Origin of the sequence: Shewanella sp. NKUCC05_KAH (assembly GCF_019345585.1) — a bacterium.
GTDB lineage: Bacteria > Pseudomonadota > Gammaproteobacteria > Enterobacterales > Shewanellaceae > Shewanella > Shewanella oncorhynchi.
The window spans coordinates 18894-38397 of record NZ_JAHKQZ010000031.1; the positions used below are offsets into that span (position 1 = coordinate 18894).

Consider the following 19504-nt stretch of genomic DNA (forward strand, 5'->3'; position numbering starts at 1 on the left):
AATACCTAATTAACTTAGGCCTTTGATACTACTTCAACCAGGGTCCAAGACTTAGTCTTAGACAAAGGACGACATTCGCGAATCGCTACTAAATCGCCTTCATTGCACTGATTCGTTTCGTCATGTGCATGGATCTTTGTCGTACGCTTAATGTATTTCCCATAAATTGGGTGTTTCACTTGGCGTTCGATAGCAACAGTAATGGACTTGTCCATTTTGTTGCTAGTTACACGACCCTGCAAAGTACGGATTTTATCAGACATTATGCACCCGCCTTAGAAGTAATAATGGTCTTAACGCGCGCAATGTTACGGCGCACCAATTTCAGTTGATTAGTCTGAGTCAACTGACCAGTGGCGTGTTGCATACGCAGGTTGAACTGCTCACGCAGCAGACCAAGTAGTTCAGCGTTCAGTTCTTCAACGCTCTTTTCTCTCAGTTCGCTCGCTTTCATTACATCACCGTCTTAGTTACGAAGGTAGTCTTAATTGGAAGCTTGGCAGCAGCCAAAGCAAACGCTTCACGAGCGATCACTTCAGAAACACCATTCATCTCATAAAGAACCTTACCAGGTTGAATCTGACATACCCAGTATTCAACGTTACCTTTACCTTTACCCATACGCACTTCAAGAGGCTTAGAGGTAATCGGCTTGTCCGGGAAAACTCGAATCCAAATTTGTCCCTGACGCTTAATGTGACGTGTCATGGCACGACGTGCAGATTCGATCTGACGTGCAGTTAAACGGCCACGGCCGACTGCTTTCAGACCAAAAGTACCAAAGCTAACTTCGGTACCGTTCGCTAGACCGCGGTTGCGGCCTTTGAACATCTTGCGAAACTTCATACGTTTAGGTTGCAGCATTGCCGGCTCTCCTATTTACCACGAGGCTTGCGCTTAGGTTGCTGCTGCTTCGGCTCTTCAATCTGTGGCAGCATTCCGTCTAGAACTTCACCTTTGAAGATCCAAACTTTAACGCCAATCACACCGTATTGGGTGTGACTTTCAGATGTAGAATAGTCGATATCAGCACGCAAAGTATGTAAAGGTACACGACCTTCACGATACCACTCATCGCGCGCAATCTCAGCTCCGCCTAAACGGCCACTAACTTGTACTTTGATACCTTGAGCACCAATACGCATTGCGTTTTGAACTGCGCGCTTCATAGCACGACGGAACATTACGCGACGCTCTAATTGCTGTGCAATTGAGTCAGCAACTAACTTGGCATCTAGCTCAGGTTTACGGATCTCAGCGATGTTAATTTGAGCAGGAGTGCCAGCAAGTTTTGACACTGCAGCACGCAATACTTCAACGTCTTCACCTTTCTTACCGATCACAACACCTGGACGGGCAGTGTGAATGGTAACGCGGATGCTTTTCGCTGGACGCTCGATAACAATCTTAGATACTGAAGCAGCTTGTAATTTCTCTACAAGAAACTTACGCACTTCCCAGTCGCTGTTCAGGTTACTTGCGTAATCTGATTTATCTGCGTACCAGGTAGAGATCCAAGGCTTGGTGATACCCAGACGGATACCATTAGGATGTACTTTCTGTCCCATTGCTCTCTCCTAGCGATCTGATACAACCACAGTAATGTGGCTGGTACGCTTCATGATACGATCAGCGCGGCCTTTAGCACGTGGCATGATACGCTTCATAGTTGGGCCTTCATCTACGAAGACGGCTCCGACTTTAAGCTCATCAATATCCGCGCCTTCGTTGTGTTCGGCGTTTGCGATAGCTGAGTCAAGTACTTTTTTAACCAGTACGGCGGCTTTCTTGGGGCTGAAAGTCAAAATTTCGAGGGCCTTAGCAACAGGCAATCCACGAATTTGATCAGCAACCAGACGGGCCTTCTGCGCAGACGTACGGGCAAAACGATGTTTAGCTAAAACTTCCATCTTATTCCTCCCGTATTAACGCTTCTTCGCTTTCTTATCTGCAGCATGGCCGCGATAAGTGCGAGTTGGTGAAAATTCACCAAGTTTGTGGCCGATCATTTCGTCAGTTACGAACACAGGAACGTGCTGACGACCATTATGGACAGCGATGGTCAAACCAATCATATTTGGAATGATCATAGAGCGACGTGACCAAGTCTTAATAGGCTTTTTGTCACCGGCTTCCATCGCTTTCTCTACCTTCTTCAGCAAGTGCAGGTCAATGAAGGGACCTTTCTTGAGAGAACGTGGCATGGCGAATCCTCTTACTATTTATTACGACGACGTACGATGTACTTGTCAGTGCGCTTGTTACTACGAGTTTTATAACCCTTAGTTGGCACACCCCATGGAGTCACTGGGTGACGACCACCAGAAGTACGGCCTTCACCACCACCGTGTGGATGGTCTACTGGGTTCATTGCAACACCACGCACTGTAGGACGTATGCCTCTCCAGCGCTTAGCACCTGCTTTACCTAACTGGCGTAGCATGTGTTCGGCATTACCAACTTCACCAAATGTCGCGCGGCAATCAACTGGCACTTTACGCATTTCGCCAGAGCGAAGACGTAGAGTGGCATATGCGCCATCACGAGCAACAACTTGTACATAAGCACCTGCAGAACGAGCGATCTGAGCACCTTTACCAGGCTTCATTTCAACTGCGTGAACTACAGAACCTACTGGGATGTTGCGCAGTGGCATAGCGTTACCGGTTTTGATCTCGGCAGCAACACCAGACTGGATCTTATCGCCAGCTTGCATGCCTTTGGCAGCAAGAATATAACGACGCTCACCATCCGCATACAATACTAACGCGATGTTAGCAGTACGGTTTGGATCGTATTCCAGACGCTCAATCTTTGCAGGGATACCATCTTTATCGCGTTTGAAGTCGATTAGACGATAATGCTGCTTATGACCACCACCTACGTGACGGACAGTGATACGGCCAGTATTGTTACGGCCACCACTTTTAGATTTTTTCGCCAACAAGCCAGCAAAAGGTTTACCCTTGTGCAGGTCAGTGTTCACCACTTTAACTACGTGGCGACGACCTGGAGAGGTTGGCTTACACTTAATAACTGCCATGATAATTCTCCTTTGCTTACTCAGCGCCGCCGACGAAATCGATGTCAGCACCAGCAGCTAGAGTCACATAGGCTTTTTTCCAATCGCTACGACGACCAGTACGGCCACCAGTGCGTTTAGTTTTGCCTTTGCTCACTAAAGTGCGAACTGAATCAACTTCAACTTCAAATAGCTTAGCAACAGCAGCTTTAATTTCAGCTTTAGTTGCATCGATAGCTACGCGGAAAACAACAGTGTTGTGCTTCTCAGCGTTCACAGTGCTCTTTTCAGAGATATGTGGAGCGAGAATAACTTTTAGCAAACGTTCTTCGCGGATCATCATGCTAGCATCTCCTCGATTTGCTTCACTGCGTCAGCAGTCACAAGCACAGTGTTGAAGGCGATCAGACTCACTGGGTCTAGACCCGCTACATCACGAACGTCAACCTTGTACAGGTTACGAGCTGCTAAGAATAAGTTCTCATCAACTTCTGCAGTCACAATCAGAACGTCTTCAAGGTTCATTGCTTTCAATTTAGCTTTCAGCTCTTTAGTTTTAGGAGCTTCAACACCGAAAGATTCAACAATAACCAAACGCTCTTGACGTACCAATTCAGACAGAATGCTTCTCAGCGCGCCGCGGTACATCTTTTTGTTAACTTTTTGGCTGTGATCTTGGGTTTTAGCAGCGAATGTTACGCCACCGCCACGCCAGATTGGGCCTTTAACAGAACCAGCACGAGCACGGCCAGTTCCTTTTTGGCGCCAAGGCTTTTTGCCTGAGCCAGTTACTTCCGCACGAGTCTTTTGAGCACGAGTGCCCTGACGCGCGTTTGCAGCGTATGCTACAACTACCTGATGAACCAGTGCCTCGTTAAAGTCACGGCCGAAGGTAGTTTCGGAAACTTCAAGAGCGCTTTGCGCGTCTTTCAATACCAATTCCATTACTATCTCCTCAGACCTTAAGCTTTAACGGCAGGCTTGATAATCAAGTCGCCATTGGTAGCGCCAGGAACAGCGCCACGGACTAGTAGCAGGTTACGCTCAACATCTACACGAACAACAACTAGATTTTGAGTAGTAACACGCTCGGCACCCATATGGCCTGACATTTTTTTGCCTTTGAATACGCGACCAGGCGTTTGGTTCTGACCGATAGAACCATTCGAGCGGTGCGACAAAGAGTTACCGTGAGTCATATCTTGAGTACGGAAGTTCCAACGCTTAACGCCGCCTTGGAAGCCTTTACCTTTTGATTGACCAGTAACATCAACTTTCGCTACGTCTGCGAAAATATCAACATTTAGCTCAGCACCAACTTCAATGCCCTCGCCTTCACCGTCTACCAAACGCATTTCCCACAAACCACGACCGGCTTCAACGCCGCTCTTGGCAAAGTGACCTGCTTCTGGTTTAGTGATGCGATTGGCTTTTTTGGTGCCAGTTGTAACTTGAAGTGCACGGTAGCCGTCAGTTTCTAAAGTTTTCACTTGAGTAACACGGTTGCCTGCAACTTCAATTACAGTAACTGGTATTGAAACACCATCTTCAGTGAAGATGCGAGTCATACCAACTTTACGACCAATAAGACCGATAGCCATCTCTCAAACCTCTTCTTACTAGGATCTCAATTAACCCAAGCTAATCTGTACGTCGACACCAGCCGCAAGATCTAAACGCATTAACGCGTCAACAGTCTTTTCAGTTGGCTCTACGATGTCAACCAGGCGCTTGTGTGTACGTAATTCGTACTGGTCACGAGCATCTTTATTAACGTGCGGAGAGATCAAAATGGTATAACGCTCTTTGCGAGTAGGTAGTGGAATTGGACCACGAACCTGCGCGCCTGTACGCTTAGCAGTTTCAACGATTTCCGCTGTAGACTGATCAATTAAGCGATGATCAAATCCCTTTAAGCGGATACGGATTCTTTGGTTCTGCATTGACCAGAGCTCCTAAAATGGACATATAAAAAATCACCCTCTAGCTTCTTCAATATAGAAAAGCAGAGCGAGATGATTTAACCGTTCGACTCCCAATCGGAGCCGCTATGATAATGATTAACTTCAGCGACTAATCATTTAATTCGTCAACCTAAGTCGACGAGGGGGCCATTATACCTATCTAAATCCGGATATCAAGCCCGCTGTGTAAATAGTCATCAAATAACTATTTAACTTCAGAGTGGCGAGCATTTTACACAAATTTGTGAATAAAACCAGCCCTCAAACAAAAAAGGAAGCCGAAGCTTCCTTTTCAAACTAATTTCTATCGCAATTAAGCGATGATTTTAGCTACTACACCAGCACCAACTGTACGACCACCTTCACGGATTGCGAAGCGTAAACCTTCGTCCATCGCGATTGGGCAAATCAGAGTCACTACCATTTTGATGTTGTCGCCAGGCATTACCATCTCTACGCCTTCTGGCAGTTCGATAGTACCGGTTACGTCAGTTGTACGGAAGTAGAACTGTGGACGGTAGCCTTTGAAGAATGGAGTGTGACGTCCGCCTTCTTCTTTTGACAGAACATAAACTTCTGATTCAAAAGTCGTGTGTGGGTTGATTGAACCTGGTTTAGCCAATACTTGACCACGTTCTACGTCATCACGCTTAGTACCACGTAATAACACACCACAGTTCTCGCCTGCACGACCTTCGTCAAGCAGTTTACGGAACATTTCTACACCAGTACACGTTGTTTTAGTCGTTGTGCGAACACCAACGATTTCAACTTCGTCACCCACTTTAACAATACCACGCTCAACACGACCAGTAACTACTGTACCACGGCCTGAAATTGAGAATACGTCTTCGATTGGCAGTAGGAACGGCTTATCGATATCACGTTGTGGTTCTGGAATGTAAGAATCCAGTGCTGCGGCTAATTCAAGGATCTTAGCTTCCCACTCTGGTTGACCTTCTAGGGCCTTCAGAGCTGAACCTTGGATTACTGGTAAATCATCACCTGGGAAATCGTATTCTGACAGAAGTTCACGCACTTCCATTTCAACCAATTCCAGTAACTCTTCGTCATCTACCATGTCACATTTGTTCATGAACACGATAATGAAAGGTACGCCAACCTGACGAGAAAGCAGGATGTGCTCACGAGTCTGTGGCATTGGACCGTCTGTAGAGGCAACTACTAGAATCGCGCCGTCCATCTGTGCAGCACCAGTGATCATGTTTTTAACATAGTCAGCGTGGCCTGGGCAGTCTACGTGTGCGTAGTGACGTGAAGGCGTGTCATATTCGATGTGAGAGGTATTGATCGTAATACCGCGCTCACGCTCTTCTGGAGCGTTATCGATTTGAGAGAAGTCTTTAGCTTCGCCACCGTAGGTCTTAGCCAGTACGTGAGAGATAGCTGCAGTCAGTGTGGTTTTACCATGGTCAACGTGACCAATGGTGCCCACGTTTACGTGAGGCTTAATACGTTCAAATTTAGCTTTTGCCACGATATATTCCTTTCTTTTCAGAATAGTCCAGTCAGTGCTGGACCATAATAACATTTATGTCGTAACTGGATATTAGCTACGAGATTCAATAATCGCTTTTGCAATGTTTTGCGGTGCATCAGAGTACTTCAAGAACTCCATAGAGTATGAAGCGCGACCCTGTGTAGCAGAGCGCAAATCAGTTGCATAACCAAACATTTCAGAAAGAGGCACTACAGCATGGACTATTTTGATGCCACCAAAGCCATCATCCATCCCTTCAATCAAGCCACGACGACGGTTTAAATCACCAACGACGTCACCCATATAATTTTCAGGGGTAGTTACTTCTACTTTCATGCAAGGTTCGAGCAACGCCGGATTCGCTTCAAGCGCACCCTTTTTGAAGCCCATAGAACCTGCAATTTTGAACGCCATCTCATTCGAGTCCACATCATGATATGAACCGTCGAACAGAGTGACCTTCACGTCCAACACAGGGAAGCCAGCGAGAACGCCATTCTTCATCTGTTCTTGGATACCTTTATCAACCGCAGGAATGAATTCACGAGGAATCACACCTCCCACAACTGCATTGACAAATTCGTAACCAGCGCCTTCTTCATTAGGCTCTAGTTTTAACCAAACGTGACCGAATTGTCCACGACCACCTGATTGGCGTACAAATTTACCTTCAGCTTCTACTGATGCTCGGATAGTTTCGCGGTAGGCCACTTGTGGCTTACCTACGTTACATTCAACACCGAATTCGCGACGCATACGGTCTACGATGATGTCTAAGTGTAACTCACCCATACCCGAAATCAGAGTTTGTGATGATTCTTCGTCAGTTTCAACTCGGAATGATGGATCTTCCGCTGCAAGTTTTTGCAACGCGATACCCATTTTGTCCTGATCGGCTTTTGACTTAGGCTCAACGGCAATGGTAATTACTGGCTCTGGGAACTCCATACGTTCCAAGATCACTCTATGATCGTTATCACAAAGCGTATCACCCGTAGTCACTTCTTTTAGACCAATCGCCGCTGCGATATCACCAGCACGGACTTCTTTCAGTTCAGTGCGATCGTTTGCGTGCATTTGCACCATGCGACCTACGCGTTCACGCTTCTGTTTGACAGAGTTGTAAACGCCCGAACCTGATTCGAGTACGCCTGAGTACACGCGAATAAAGGTCAAAGTTCCTACGAATGGATCTGTAGCAATCTTAAATGCCAATGCAGCAAAAGGCGCATTGTCATCTGATGGGCGTTCTACTTCTTGGTCGTTCTCATCGATGCCCTTAATTGGAGGCACATCAATTGGCGCTGGCAAGAATTCAATAACCGCATCAAGTACCGCTTGAACGCCTTTGTTCTTAAATGCAGAACCACAAGTCGCTAAAACGATTTCATTATTTATAGTACGCTGACGTAGCGCCTTTTTAATTTCGTCTTCTGATAGCGTGCCTTCTTCAAGGTACTTATCCATCAGTTCATCCGAAGATTCGGCTGCCACTTCAACCAGATACTCATGCATTTCAGCCGCTTTAGCCGCTAACTCTGCAGGGATCTCCTCATAAGTGAAAGTCATACCCTGGTCTGATTCATTCCAGTTAATTGCTTTCATCTTGATTAAGTCGATCACGCCTTTGAAGTTTTCTTCTGCACCAATATTCAATTGAATAGGCACACAAGTGGCTCCAAGACGAGTTCTAATTTGCTTCACTACACGTTCAAAGTCTGCACCTGCACGGTCCATCTTGTTGATAAATACCAAACGTGGAACGCGATATTTATCAGCTTGACGCCACACTGTTTCAGACTGAGGTTCAACACCAGATGAACCACAGAAAACGACAACAGCACCGTCGAGGACGCGCAGAGACCGTTCAACTTCAATAGTAAAGTCAACGTGACCAGGGGTATCGATGATATTGATGCGGTGTTCAGTGAATTGAGCATCCATACCACGCCAGAATGTGGTTACCGCAGCCGAGGTGATAGTGATACCACGCTCTTGCTCTTGAACCATCCAGTCTGTGGTAGCGGCGCCGTCATGCACCTCACCGATTTTATGAGACAAACCGGTATAGAACAGAACACGTTCTGTTGTGGTGGTTTTACCTGCGTCAACATGAGCACAAATACCGATATTACGATAACGCTCAATTGGGGTTGTACGAGCCACGATTATACCCTCTCCACCAAGACCTAAGTCTTGGCAATATCAACAACTATGGTGTGGGCCTAAGCCCACACCATCATATTACCAACGGTAATGAGCAAAGGCTTTGTTAGCTTCAGCCATGCGATGCACGTCTTCACGCTTCTTAACAGCAGTACCTTTGTTTTCAGACGCATCCAGCATTTCACCTGCCAGACGTAAAGCCATAGATTTTTCACCACGCTTACGAGCAGCTTCAACTAACCAGCGCATCGCCAGTGCGTTACGACGCACAGGACGAACTTCACATGGTACCTGGTACGTAGAACCACCAACGCGACGAGATTTAACTTCGACTGATGGGCGAACGTTGTCCAGGGCTGCTTCAAGGATAACTAAATGGTTTTCGCTTTTCTTTTCAGCGACAACATCTAGTGCCTTGTAAATAATTTTTTCTGCAGTCGACTTTTTGCCGTCTTGCATAATGACGTTGATGAACTTAGCCAGCAACTCACTGTGAAACTTTGGATCTGGTAGGATTTTACGTTGTCCTACAACGCGACGTCTTGGCATAACAATTCTCCGTATGCTTCAGGGATTTCCAAAACTGGAATTCTCAAAATAAAACTAGCTTGGCCTTACTTAACGGATAAGTTAAGACTTAGGACGCTTAGCACCGTATTTAGAACGGCTTTGGCGACGTGAAGTCACGCCTGCACAGTCTAATGCGCCACGAATAGTGTGATAACGCACACCTGGTAAGTCTTTAACACGACCACCACGGATTAAGATCACGCTATGTTCCTGCAGGTTGTGGCCTTCACCGCCGATGTACGAAGTAACTTCGAAACCGTTAGTTAGACGCACACGAGCTACTTTACGTAGTGCAGAGTTAGGTTTTTTAGGGGTAGTAGTGTACACACGTGTACAAACACCACGTTTTTGCGGGCACGCATTCAACGCAGGCACGTTAGTCTTGTCGACTTTTGGCGCGCGTGGCTTACGTACCAACTGGTTTACAGTTGCCATGTATAGCTCCGAGTCAGTTGAATCAAACTCAACGATAAGGTGTGAAAAATCTATATCCCACAATGGTGGGACGCGGAATTTTAGAAAGGTAATGCCTGACTGTCAAGAAATAGCCAACTTTTGCGGCATATTACAAGAAAAAAGGCGCCATAGGCGCCTTTTTATAACAAACTTATTACTTAATCTTGGCTACCAGCCAAGTTTAAGAGATCGGCCAAGTTCTGTTCGGCTTCACTTGCAGTGATCTTGTTCACTACCACAGGTTCGTTTTTCTTCGCACGCGCTTCATTACGAGTCTTGTGATAAGCGTAACCAGTACCAGCTGGGATCAGTCGGCCAACGATAACGTTTTCTTTCAGACCACGTAATTGATCGCTCTTACCACCTACGGCGGCTTCGGTCAGTACGCGCGTGGTTTCTTGGAACGATGCTGCTGAGATAAAGGATTCTGTTGCCAGAGATGCTTTAGTAATACCCAGTAGCTCACGTTCAAAGGTCGCAGGCACTTTACCTTGGGCGATCAGTTCGCGGTTAGCGATCTTCACGCGTGACACTTCAGCTTGTTCCCCTTCGAGGAAGTCAGTGTCGCCGGCAGAAGTGATAAGACACTTACGCAGCATCTGACGGATGATCACTTCGATATGCTTATCGTTGATCTTCACGCCTTGCAAACGGTAAACGTCCTGTACTTCGTTCACAATGTAGTTTGCTACGTTGTGGATACCACGAAGACGCAGAATGTCGTGCGCAGCTTCTGGACCGTCAGCGATAACTTCACCACGTTCGACTTTTTCACCTTCGAACACGTTTAAGTTACGCCACTTAGGGATCATCTCTTCATAATGATCGCCGCCATCAGCAGGTGTAATCACCAAACGACGCTTACCTTTGGTCTCTTTACCAAACGAGATGGTACCAGAGATTTCCGCCAGAATAGCAGGCTCTTTTGGCTTACGCGCTTCGAACAAGTCAGCAACGCGTGGCAGACCACCGGTGATGTCGCGTGTTTTAGACGATTCCTGAGGAATACGAGCTAATGCGTCACCCACGTTGATTTGCGCGTTATCTTCTAAGTTAACGATCGCACTACCTGGTAAGAAGTATTGTGCTGGCACTTCAGTACCTGGGATCATCAAGTCAGCACCATTAGCGCCAAGCAGACGGATCATTGGGCGCATTTCTTTACCCGCAGTACCACGCTGACCAACGTCAAGGATCACGATTGATGACAGACCCGTTAGTTCGTCTGTTTGACGTGTCATAGTGACACCGTCAATCATGTCTACGAACTTGATACTACCCGCCACTTCAGAAATGATTGGGTGAGTATGTGGATCCCAGTTAGCGATAACATCGCCCGCTTCAACAGCCGCTTCTTCTAGTTTCTCGAGCACAGTACCGTATGGCACTTTATAACGCTCTTTCTCACGACCCAGCTCGTCAATAACAGCCAGTTCAGAAGAACGAGAAACGATAACCAGTTTGCCGTCACTATTAGTAACATGCTTAGCATTATGCAGTTTCAATGAACCCGAGTTTTTCACTTGGACATTGTTTTCTGCAGACGCTCGAGATGCCGCACCACCGATGTGGAACGTACGCATCGTTAACTGTGTACCTGGTTCACCGATAGATTGTGCTGCCACAACACCGATGGCTTCACCGTGGTTAATAATATGACCACGAGCCAAGTCACGACCGTAACAGGCTGCACACACACCGAAATCGGTATCACAAGAAATAACAGAACGTACAATCACTTCGTCGATTGAATGCTCTTCTAACTTGTCACACCATGCTTCGTCGAGTAGCGTGTTACGTGGTGCTAATACGTCTTCAGTGCCTGGATAGAACACATCAATCGCAACCACACGACCCAGTACGCGTTCACGTAACGGCTCAACCACATCACCACCTTCAATCAGCGGTTTCATGGTTAGACCTTCGTGAGTACCACAATCGTCTTCGATAACCACTAAATCTTGTGCAACGTCTACAAGACGACGAGTCAGGTAACCCGAGTTCGCTGTCTTCAATGCCGTATCGGCTAGACCTTTACGCGCACCGTGAGTAGAAATAAAGTACTGGAGTACGTTTAGACCTTCACGGAAGTTAGCGGTAATTGGCGTTTCGATGATTGAGCCGTCTGGCTTAGCCATCAGACCACGCATACCCGCCAACTGACGGATCTGTGCGGCACTACCACGAGCGCCTGAGTCAGCCATCATATAGATGCTGTTAAACGAGGCTTGTTTCTCTTCAACGCCATCACGGTTAATCACTGTCTCAGTTGACAGGTTTTCCATCATAGCTTTAGAAACTTTTTCGTTGGCACTTGCCCAGATATCGATAACTTTGTTGTAACGCTCACCGGCTGTGACTAGACCAGATTGGAACTGCTCTTGAATTTCAAGAACTTCCGCTTCTGCATCAGCAACTAAGGTGTATTTCTCGTCTGGAATAACCATGTCATCGATACCGACAGAGGCACCAGAGATGGTTGCAAAACGGAAACCGGTATACATCAATTGGTCAGCGAAGATAACAGTATCTTTCAGACCCAGTTGACGATAACAGGTGTTCAACAGTTTAGAGATCTGCTTTTTGCCCATGTTCTGGTTAACCAGATCAAATGACAAACCTGCTGGCAGAATAAGTGACAGCAAAGCACGACCCACAGTCGTATCAACGATACGGCGTTGTTCAGTGCGCTCACCATCGTCACCAATAATGGTTTCAGTGATACGAACTTTAACGCGGGCATGCAGTTCAGCAGCGCCAGTTGCGTAAGCTTTTTCAACTTCAGCAACAGACATAAATGCCATACCTTCACCACGGCCGTTAATACGCTCACGGCTGGTATAGTACAGGCCCAATACCACGTCTTGAGACGGGGTGATAACAGGCTCGCCGTTGGCTGGTGACAGGATGTTGTTGGTAGACATCATCAGGGCACGGGCTTCAAGCTGCGCTTCCAGTGTTAACGGTACGTGTACCGCCATTTGGTCACCGTCGAAGTCGGCGTTGTATGCCGCACAAACGAGTGGGTGTAACTGGATCGCTTTACCTTCAATCAGTACAGGTTCGAACGCTTGGATACCCAGTCTGTGCAGTGTTGGTGCACGGTTGAGCATCACTGGATGTTCGCGGATCACTTCATCCAGAACGTCCCAAACTTCCGCTACTTCACGCTCAACCATCTTCTTAGCCGCTTTGATAGTAGTAGCTAAGCCACGACCTTCTAGCTTGCCATAGATGAATGGCTTGAACAGTTCCAGTGCCATCTTCTTAGGAAGACCACATTGGTGCAGACGTAGAGTAGGACCTACGGTAATTACCGAACGACCAGAATAGTCAACGCGCTTACCCAACAAGTTCTGACGGAAACGACCTTGCTTACCTTTGATCATATCAGCCAAAGATTTCAGAGGACGCTTGTTAGAACCGGTAATAGCACGACCACGACGACCGTTATCTAATAGCGCATCAACAGACTCTTGTAACATACGCTTTTCGTTGCGTACGATAATGTCTGGCGCAGCTAAATCTAACAGACGCTTCAAACGGTTGTTACGGTTGATCACGCGGCGATACAGGTCGTTAAGATCTGAAGTCGCGAAGCGGCCGCCATCGAGCGGAACCAACGGACGTAAGTCAGGTGGTAACACAGGCAGTACTTTTAAGATCATCCACTCAGGCTTGTTGCCTGAAGTGTAGAATGCTTCCATCAACTTAAGACGTTTAGTCACTTTCTTGCGACGAGTCTCAGAATTGATTGAAGGCAATTCTTCACGCATTTGTTCGATTTCTTTCGCTAAATCGATAGCACGTAACAGTTCAAGTACTGCTTCGGCACCCATTTTAGCTTCGAACTCATCACCGTATTCTTCTAATGCATCCAGATAAGTTTCTTCTGTCAGCATTTGGCCACGTTCAAGGCTGGTCATGCCAGGCTCGATCACGACAAATGATTCAAAATACAGTACGCGTTCGATATCACGCAGCGTCATATCCAGCATTAAGCCAATACGTGACGGCAGTGATTTTAAGAACCAAATGTGCGCAACTGGGCTAGCCAGTTCGATGTGACCCATACGCTCACGACGTACTTTAGTTTGGGTTACTTCAACGCCACACTTTTCACAAATAACACCACGGTGCTTCAAACGTTTGTACTTACCGCACAAACATTCGTAATCTTTGACTGGGCCAAAGATACGCGCACAGAACAGACCTTCACGCTCAGGCTTGAAGGTACGGTAGTTGATGGTTTCTGGCTTCTTAACTTCACCAAAAGACCAAGAACGGATCAGATCAGGCGATGCCAGACCAATTTTGATGCCGTTAAATTCTTCAGTCTTGCTTTGCTGTTTCAGAAACTTTAATAAGTCTTTCACGTTTCTCTCCTGAAGGAGTTAAACCGGGTGCTCCGCTTGCACGGAGCACCATTCTGTTTGCCAAACGCGGCTAAAGGCCTGCGCTTATGCCTGATCCAACTCGATATTAATACCGAGTGAACGGATCTCCTTCAGTAACACGTTGAAGGACTCTGGCATGCCAGGTTGCATCTGATGGTTACCGTCGACGATGTTCTTATACATCTGAGTACGACCGTTAACGTCATCCGATTTAACAGTGAGCATTTCTTGAAGCGTATAAGCGGCACCGTATGCTTCTAGTGCCCACACTTCCATCTCACCGAAACGCTGACCACCGAACTGAGCTTTACCGCCCAGTGGTTGTTGAGTCACTAAGCTGTACGAACCGGTAGAACGGGCGTGCATCTTGTCATCAACTAAGTGGTTCAGTTTGAGCATGTACATGTAACCTACCGTTACTTGACGCTCAAATTCGTTACCGGTACGACCATCAAACAACTTCAACTGACCAGAGGTTGGCAAACCTGCAAGTTCAAGCATCTGCTTGATCTCTTTCTCTTTAGCACCGTCGAATGCAGGAGTTGCAATCGGGATACCGCCTTTCAGGTTAGTCGCAAGACGTAATACTTCATCATCAGTGAATGAATCGATATCGACGCGCTGCTGCACTTCGTCACCTAATTCATAAACTTGCTTGATGTAACCACGAACTTCAGCCAGCTCACGCTGTTCTTCAAGCATCGCAGTGATCTTGTTACCAATACCTTTGGCAGCGGCGCCCATATGGACTTCAAGTACCTGACCAATGTTCATACGTGATGGAACACCTAGCGGGTTCAATACGATGTCTACTGGGTTACCTTGTTCGTCATATGGCATGTCTTCGATTGGGCAAATCTTAGAGATAACACCCTTGTTACCGTGACGACCCGCCATCTTGTCACCAGGTTGGATAGTACGCTTAACCGCTAAGTAAACCTTAACGATCTTGAGTACTCCTGGCGCCAAGTCATCACCTTGGGTGATCTTGCGACGTTTGATTTCAAACTTCTTATCGAAGTCAGCTTTCAGCTCTTCATGCTGTTCAGCTAATTGCTCAAGTTCAGTTTGTTTTGCTTCATCGTCAATGACTTGAACCAATACATCTTTACGTGGCAACGCAGCAATTTGCGCTTCAGTGAAACCAGCACCGATTAACAGGTTACGCGCACGGCTCAATACACCTTCTTCAAGGATCTTGAACTCTTCGCCTAAGTCTTTACGAGCTTGGGCAATGTGCATCTCTTCGATTTCAACTGCACGCTTGTCTTTTTCAACGCCGTCACGGGTAAATACCTGTACGTCGATGATAGTGCCCTTAACAGAGTTAGGAACACGCAGTGAACTGTCTTTAACGTCAGACGCTTTCTCACCGAAGATAGCACGGAGTAACTTCTCTTCTGGCGTTAGCTGTGTTTCGCCTTTTGGCGTCACTTTACCAACCAGAATATCGCCGCCCTTCACTTCTGCACCAATGTAAACGATACCTGACTCGTCGAGTTTCGACAGAGCAGATTCACCTACGTTTGGAATATCAGCCGTGATTTCTTCGCTACCCAGTTTGGTATCACGAGCAATACAAGACAGCTCCTGAATGTGGATAGTAGTGAAACGGTCTTCTTGCGCTACGCGCTCAGAAATTAAGATCGAGTCTTCGAAGTTGTAACCGTTCCAAGGCATGAATGCGATACGCATATTCTGGCCAAGGGCTAAGTCACCTAAGTCAGTAGACGGACCGTCTGCTAACACGTCACCACGAACGACTGGCTCACCAACAGCACAACAAGGGCGTTGGTTGATACAAGTGTTTTGGTTAGAACGGGTGTATTTAGTCAGGTTATAAATGTCGATACCGGCTTCGCCTGGGCGCAGCTCATCTTCATTTACTTTAACAACGATGCGGCTCGCATCAACGTAGTCTACAAAACCACCACGTTTAGCAACAACCACAACACCAGAGTCAACAGCCAAAGTACGTTCAATACCAGTACCTACTAGCGGCTTTTCAGAGCGCAGTGTGGGTACGGCTTGACGTTGCATGTTCGCACCCATCAAGGCACGGTTAGCATCGTCGTGTTCTAAGAACGGGATCAGTGACGCAGCAACAGAAATAATCTGTTGTGGCGAAACGTCCATATACTGGATGTCAGCAGCGCGCATAAAGGTCGATTCACCTTTATGACGACAAGCAATTTGCTCTTCTGCCATACGACCGCTAGCGTCAACTTCAATGTTCGCCTGTGCAATCACATAACGACCTTCTTCGATTGCTGACAAGTATTCCACTTCGTCAGTAATCACGCCGTCGATAACCTTGCGGTATGGCGTTTCTAGGAAGCCGTAAGAGTTAGTACGGGCAAAACTTGCTAATGAGTTGATTAGACCAATGTTTGGACCTTCAGGGGTCTCAATTGGACATAAACGACCATAATGCGTTGGATGTACGTCGCGGACTTCGAAGCCTGCACGTTCACGAGTCAAACCACCAGGGCCAAGTGCAGAAATACGACGCTTATGCGTTACTTCTGACAGCGGGTTGTTTTGGTCCATGAATTGTGACAGCTGAGAAGAACCGAAGAACTCTTTCACTGCAGCAGAAATTGGCTTAGCGTTGATCAAGTCTTGTGGCATCAGCTCGTTCAGATCGCCTAAAGACAGACGTTCACGCACGGCGCGCTCAACACGGACTAAACCAACACGGAATTGGTTTTCAGCCATTTCACCGACGCTACGAATACGACGGTTACCTAAGTGATCGATGTCATCGACTTCGTCGAAACCGTTACGGATATGAATGATGTTCTTCATTACCGCGACGATGTCTTCTTTAGACAATACACCGCTACCTTCGTCATCAGGAATGCTGAGACGACGGTTGAACTTCATACGACCTACTTTAGACAGGTCATAACGCTCTTCACTGAAGAACAAGTTCTGGAATAGTGCTTCGGCAGCATCTTTGGTTGGTGGCTCGCCAGGACGCATCATACGATAGATCTCAACCAGCGCTTCTAAGCGGTTAGTGGTTGAATCGATACGCAGCGTATCTGAAATATAAGCACCATGATCTAGCTCGTTGATATACAACGTGCTGATATCTTTAATACCGGCCAATGATAGTTTAGCCAGATCTTCTAAGCTAATTTCACTGTTGGCAGAGACTAAAACTTCACCCGTGTCCGGATCGATATAATCTTGAGCAGCATATTTGCCCACGATATATTCAACTGGCACTTCAAGCTCAGTGGTATTGGTCTTTTCTAACTGACGAATGTGACGCGCAGTAATACGACGTCCCGCTTCAACCAGTACAGAACCTTCAGCATCCTTGATGTCATAGCTGGCAGTTTCGCCACGCAGACGTTCAGGCACCAAAGACATGACCAGAGTATCTTTCTTGATCTTGAACTCAACGCGTTCGAAGAACAGATCGAGGATCTCTTGAGTAGAATATTCTAATGCACGTAACATGATGGTCGCAGGCAGTTTGCGGCGACGGTCAATACGCACAAATAGTGCATCTTTAGGATCGAATTCAAAGTCAAGCCATGAACCACGGTAAGGAATAATACGTGCGTTATACAGCACCTTACCTGATGAGTGGGTTTTACCACGGTCATGATCAAAGAACACGCCTGGAGAACGGTGTAATTGAGATACGATTACACGCTCAGTACCGTTGATAACAAAAGTACCGTTATCCGTCATCAATGGGATATCACCCATGTAGACTTCTTGTTCTTTAATATCTTTTACTGTGCCCGCCGCTGCTTCACGGTCATACAACACCATGCGTAATTTAACGCGTAGTGGAGCTGAATACGTAACACCACGGATCTGACACTCTTTCACATCAAAAACAGGCTCGCCAAGCTTATAGCTGACGTATTGCAGTTCTGAGTTACCAGAAAAGCTCTTGATGGGAAAAACGCTACGGAAGGCGGCTTCTAAACCGCGCTCACCGGTAGGATCTTGATCGGTGAACTTCTTAAAAGAGTCTAGCTGGATAGACAATAAATAAGGGATATCCAAAACTTTTGGACGCTTACCAAAGTCTTTGCGAATACGCTTCTTTTCAGAATAGGAGTAAACCATGGGTTTCCTCTGCTTACGAGATGTGACCAAGACTGAATAAATAACTTAAGTTATTAAAATTCAGCACGTTTGCCCATCACCGTTGATGGCAAGAACCTAACCAGTAATCTCTGCTAGGGACTGCAAAATTTGGCGACAAACGGTGAAAAAAATCGCCAGCGCATATAGCGCAAAAAAGGCCGACGGTTAAAAAACCGCCAGCCTCCACCCAAGTGGCTTGGGTGAGCAAGCTAAATAATAGCTTACTTAATTTCTACAGAAGCACCAGCTTCAGTAAGTTCTTTCTTCAGAGCTTCAGCTTCTTCTTTAGAAACGCCTTCTTTAACTGCTACTGGAGCAGCTTCAGACATAGCTTTAGCTTCTTTCAGGCCTAAACCAGTTGCGCCACGGATGGCTTTAATAACTGCAACTTTGTTGTCGCCGTGAGCAGTCAGAACTACGTTGAATTCTGTTTGTTCTTCAACAACAACTGCTTCTGCACCGCCAGAAACAACAGCAGCAGCGGCAGAAACGCCGAACTTCTCTTCCATAGCTTCGATCAGTTCAACAACTTCCATTACAGACATAGCTGCAAAGGCTTCTAAGATTTGGTCTTTAGTGATAGACATAACAAATGTTTCCTATTGTTCTGAATTCAATTTTATTAAGCAGCCAGCTTGAAATTAAGCGGCTTCTTGTTTTTGATCGCGCAGGGCGGCCAGTGTACGAACGAACTTGCCAGCAGATGCTTCTTTCATAGTCATCATTAACTGAGCTAGTGCTTCTTCGTATGTTGGCAGTTTCGCCAAACGATCAATTTCAGCTGCAGGGATGAAATTCCCTTCAAAGGCTGCGCCTTTAACTTCGAAGTTAGCTTGTTCTTTAGCAAAGTCTTTTAACAGACGTGCTGCAGCACCTGGGTGCTCTAAAGAAAAAGCAATCAAAGTTGGGCCAGTGAACGTTTCTGCTAGGCACTCAAAAGCAGTACCTTCAACAGCACGACGAGCCAATGTGTTACGTACTACACGTACATATACACCAGCTTCGCGAGCTTTTTTACGCAGACCGGTCATAGCACCTACAGTCACACCGCGAGAATCAGCGGCAACTGCAGATAGCGCACCTTTGGCAGCTTCGTTGACTTCAGCAACAATCGCTTTTTTGTCTTCGAGTCTTAATGCCATTGGCTTTACTCCTGGATTCTACCTAGGGTATTCCCTAGTATTTACCATACTAAATACTTATGTATTTAGTGACTTACGGTGCAGATTATCCAGTAAAAAATTTTAGCTGGGGCCTGACACCGTCTACGCAGGAAATTAAGTTATTTTTACAAAAAACACCTGCGGTCTTG

General features: G+C 46.6%; 19 protein-coding genes. All 19 read right to left on the bottom strand.

All coding sequences use genetic code 11. The features are described 5' to 3' along the window. Nucleotides 1-14: 14 nt before the first annotated feature. Nucleotides 15-263 (bottom strand): 30S ribosomal protein S17, encoded by a 249-nt coding sequence (rpsQ, locus tag KO533_RS21200; RefSeq protein WP_006083591.1) that lies wholly within the window; start codon nt 261-263, stop codon nt 15-17. Beyond that, entirely contained in the window at nt 263-454 is a 192-nt protein-coding gene (gene rpmC / locus KO533_RS21205) for a 50S ribosomal protein L29 (protein ID WP_006083592.1), read from the bottom strand. Before rpmC ends, rpsQ begins: the two co-directional genes overlap by 1 nt. Next, the gene (rplP, locus tag KO533_RS21210; RefSeq protein ID WP_006083593.1) at nt 454-864 is read right to left on the bottom strand and encodes a 50S ribosomal protein L16; all 411 of its coding nucleotides are present in this window, start codon (nt 862-864) and stop codon (nt 454-456) included. Before rplP ends, rpmC begins: the two co-directional genes overlap by 1 nt. Before the next feature lie 11 nt (nt 865-875). After that, a complete protein-coding gene (gene rpsC / locus KO533_RS21215) occupies nt 876-1568 on the bottom strand; it encodes a 30S ribosomal protein S3 (protein ID WP_006083594.1) in 693 nt (230 codons plus the stop codon). A 9-nt stretch (nt 1569-1577) separates the two neighbouring features. Next, complete coding sequence (rplV, locus tag KO533_RS21220; protein WP_006083595.1) at nt 1578-1910, bottom strand: 50S ribosomal protein L22; 333 nt, start codon at nt 1908-1910, stop codon at nt 1578-1580. A 15-nt stretch (nt 1911-1925) separates the two neighbouring features. Next, nucleotides 1926-2204 (bottom strand): 30S ribosomal protein S19, encoded by a 279-nt coding sequence (gene rpsS / locus KO533_RS21225; RefSeq protein ID WP_006083596.1) that lies wholly within the window; start codon nt 2202-2204, stop codon nt 1926-1928. Between the two features lie 14 nt (nt 2205-2218). Next, nucleotides 2219-3043, bottom strand: a complete 825-nt coding sequence (gene rplB, locus KO533_RS21230; protein WP_006083597.1) for a 50S ribosomal protein L2 — start codon at nt 3041-3043, stop codon at nt 2219-2221. Between the two features lie 16 nt (nt 3044-3059). Further along, nucleotides 3060-3362 carry a 50S ribosomal protein L23 gene (rplW, locus tag KO533_RS21235; protein WP_025008843.1) on the bottom strand — a complete coding sequence of 101 codons (303 nt, stop codon included), beginning with the start codon at nt 3360-3362 and terminating at the stop codon, nt 3060-3062. Further along, nucleotides 3362-3967, bottom strand: coding sequence for a 50S ribosomal protein L4 (gene rplD, locus KO533_RS21240; protein ID WP_113941598.1), 606 nt, complete (start codon nt 3965-3967; stop codon nt 3362-3364). The genes rplW and rplD overlap by 1 nt, the downstream gene beginning before the upstream one ends. A 17-nt stretch (nt 3968-3984) precedes the next feature. Beyond that, complete coding sequence (gene rplC, locus KO533_RS21245; RefSeq protein ID WP_006083600.1) at nt 3985-4623, bottom strand: 50S ribosomal protein L3; 639 nt, start codon at nt 4621-4623, stop codon at nt 3985-3987. Nucleotides 4624-4653: 30 nt separating this feature from the next. Then, nucleotides 4654-4965 (bottom strand): 30S ribosomal protein S10, encoded by a 312-nt coding sequence (gene rpsJ, locus KO533_RS21250; protein ID WP_006083601.1) that lies wholly within the window; start codon nt 4963-4965, stop codon nt 4654-4656. Between the two features lie 334 nt (nt 4966-5299). Then, nucleotides 5300-6484 carry an elongation factor Tu gene (gene tuf / locus KO533_RS21255; RefSeq protein WP_105251028.1) on the bottom strand — a complete coding sequence of 395 codons (1185 nt, stop codon included), beginning with the start codon at nt 6482-6484 and terminating at the stop codon, nt 5300-5302. A 72-nt stretch (nt 6485-6556) separates the two neighbouring features. After that, complete coding sequence (fusA, locus tag KO533_RS21260) at nt 6557-8653, bottom strand: elongation factor G (RefSeq protein ID WP_006083603.1); 2097 nt, start codon at nt 8651-8653, stop codon at nt 6557-6559. Nucleotides 8654-8731: 78 nt separating this feature from the next. Further along, nucleotides 8732-9202 carry a 30S ribosomal protein S7 gene (gene rpsG, locus KO533_RS21265; protein WP_011787570.1) on the bottom strand — a complete coding sequence of 157 codons (471 nt, stop codon included), beginning with the start codon at nt 9200-9202 and terminating at the stop codon, nt 8732-8734. Nucleotides 9203-9283: 81 nt separating this feature from the next. Continuing rightward, nucleotides 9284-9658, bottom strand: a complete 375-nt coding sequence (rpsL, locus tag KO533_RS21270; protein WP_006083605.1) for a 30S ribosomal protein S12 — start codon at nt 9656-9658, stop codon at nt 9284-9286. A gap of 179 nt (nt 9659-9837) precedes the next feature. Then, entirely contained in the window at nt 9838-14055 is a 4218-nt protein-coding gene (rpoC, locus tag KO533_RS21275) for a DNA-directed RNA polymerase subunit beta' (protein ID WP_105251033.1), read from the bottom strand. 84 nt (nt 14056-14139) lie between these two features. Beyond that, entirely contained in the window at nt 14140-18171 is a 4032-nt protein-coding gene (gene rpoB, locus KO533_RS21280) for a DNA-directed RNA polymerase subunit beta (protein WP_105251032.1), read from the bottom strand. A 242-nt stretch (nt 18172-18413) separates the two neighbouring features. Then, a complete protein-coding gene (gene rplL / locus KO533_RS21285; protein ID WP_105251031.1) occupies nt 18414-18779 on the bottom strand; it encodes a 50S ribosomal protein L7/L12 in 366 nt (121 codons plus the stop codon). A gap of 54 nt (nt 18780-18833) precedes the next feature. Next, complete coding sequence (rplJ, locus tag KO533_RS21290) at nt 18834-19334, bottom strand: 50S ribosomal protein L10 (RefSeq protein ID WP_006083609.1); 501 nt, start codon at nt 19332-19334, stop codon at nt 18834-18836. Between the last annotated feature and the right edge of the window lie 170 nt (nt 19335-19504).

Coding starts and splice junctions, on each gene's coding strand:
- rpsS (WP_006083596.1), bottom strand. CDS start 2,204: ATGCCACGTTCTCTCAAGAAAGGTCCCTTCATTGACCTGCACTTGCTG.
- rplJ (WP_006083609.1), bottom strand. CDS start 19,334: ATGGCATTAAGACTCGAAGACAAAAAAGCGATTGTTGCTGAAGTCAAC.
- rpsQ (WP_006083591.1), bottom strand. CDS start 263: ATGTCTGATAAAATCCGTACTTTGCAGGGTCGTGTAACTAGCAACAAA.
- rplW (WP_025008843.1), bottom strand. CDS start 3,362: ATGATCCGCGAAGAACGTTTGCTAAAAGTTATTCTCGCTCCACATATC.
- rpsL (WP_006083605.1), bottom strand. CDS start 9,658: ATGGCAACTGTAAACCAGTTGGTACGTAAGCCACGCGCGCCAAAAGTC.
- rplB (WP_006083597.1), bottom strand. CDS start 3,043: ATGGCAGTTATTAAGTGTAAGCCAACCTCTCCAGGTCGTCGCCACGTA.
- rplP (WP_006083593.1), bottom strand. CDS start 864: ATGCTGCAACCTAAACGTATGAAGTTTCGCAAGATGTTCAAAGGCCGC.
- rplV (WP_006083595.1), bottom strand. CDS start 1,910: ATGGAAGTTTTAGCTAAACATCGTTTTGCCCGTACGTCTGCGCAGAAG.
- rpsJ (WP_006083601.1), bottom strand. CDS start 4,965: ATGCAGAACCAAAGAATCCGTATCCGCTTAAAGGGATTTGATCATCGC.
- rpoB (WP_105251032.1), bottom strand. CDS start 18,171: ATGGTTTACTCCTATTCTGAAAAGAAGCGTATTCGCAAAGACTTTGGT.
- rpmC (WP_006083592.1), bottom strand. CDS start 454: ATGAAAGCGAGCGAACTGAGAGAAAAGAGCGTTGAAGAACTGAACGCT.
- rpsG (WP_011787570.1), bottom strand. CDS start 9,202: ATGCCAAGACGTCGCGTTGTAGGACAACGTAAAATCCTACCAGATCCA.
- rpsC (WP_006083594.1), bottom strand. CDS start 1,568: ATGGGACAGAAAGTACATCCTAATGGTATCCGTCTGGGTATCACCAAG.
- rplD (WP_113941598.1), bottom strand. CDS start 3,967: ATGGAATTGGTATTGAAAGACGCGCAAAGCGCTCTTGAAGTTTCCGAA.
- rplC (WP_006083600.1), bottom strand. CDS start 4,623: ATGGCTATCGGTCTTATTGGTCGTAAAGTTGGTATGACTCGCATCTTC.
- rplL (WP_105251031.1), bottom strand. CDS start 18,779: ATGTCTATCACTAAAGACCAAATCTTAGAAGCCTTTGCAGCTATGTCT.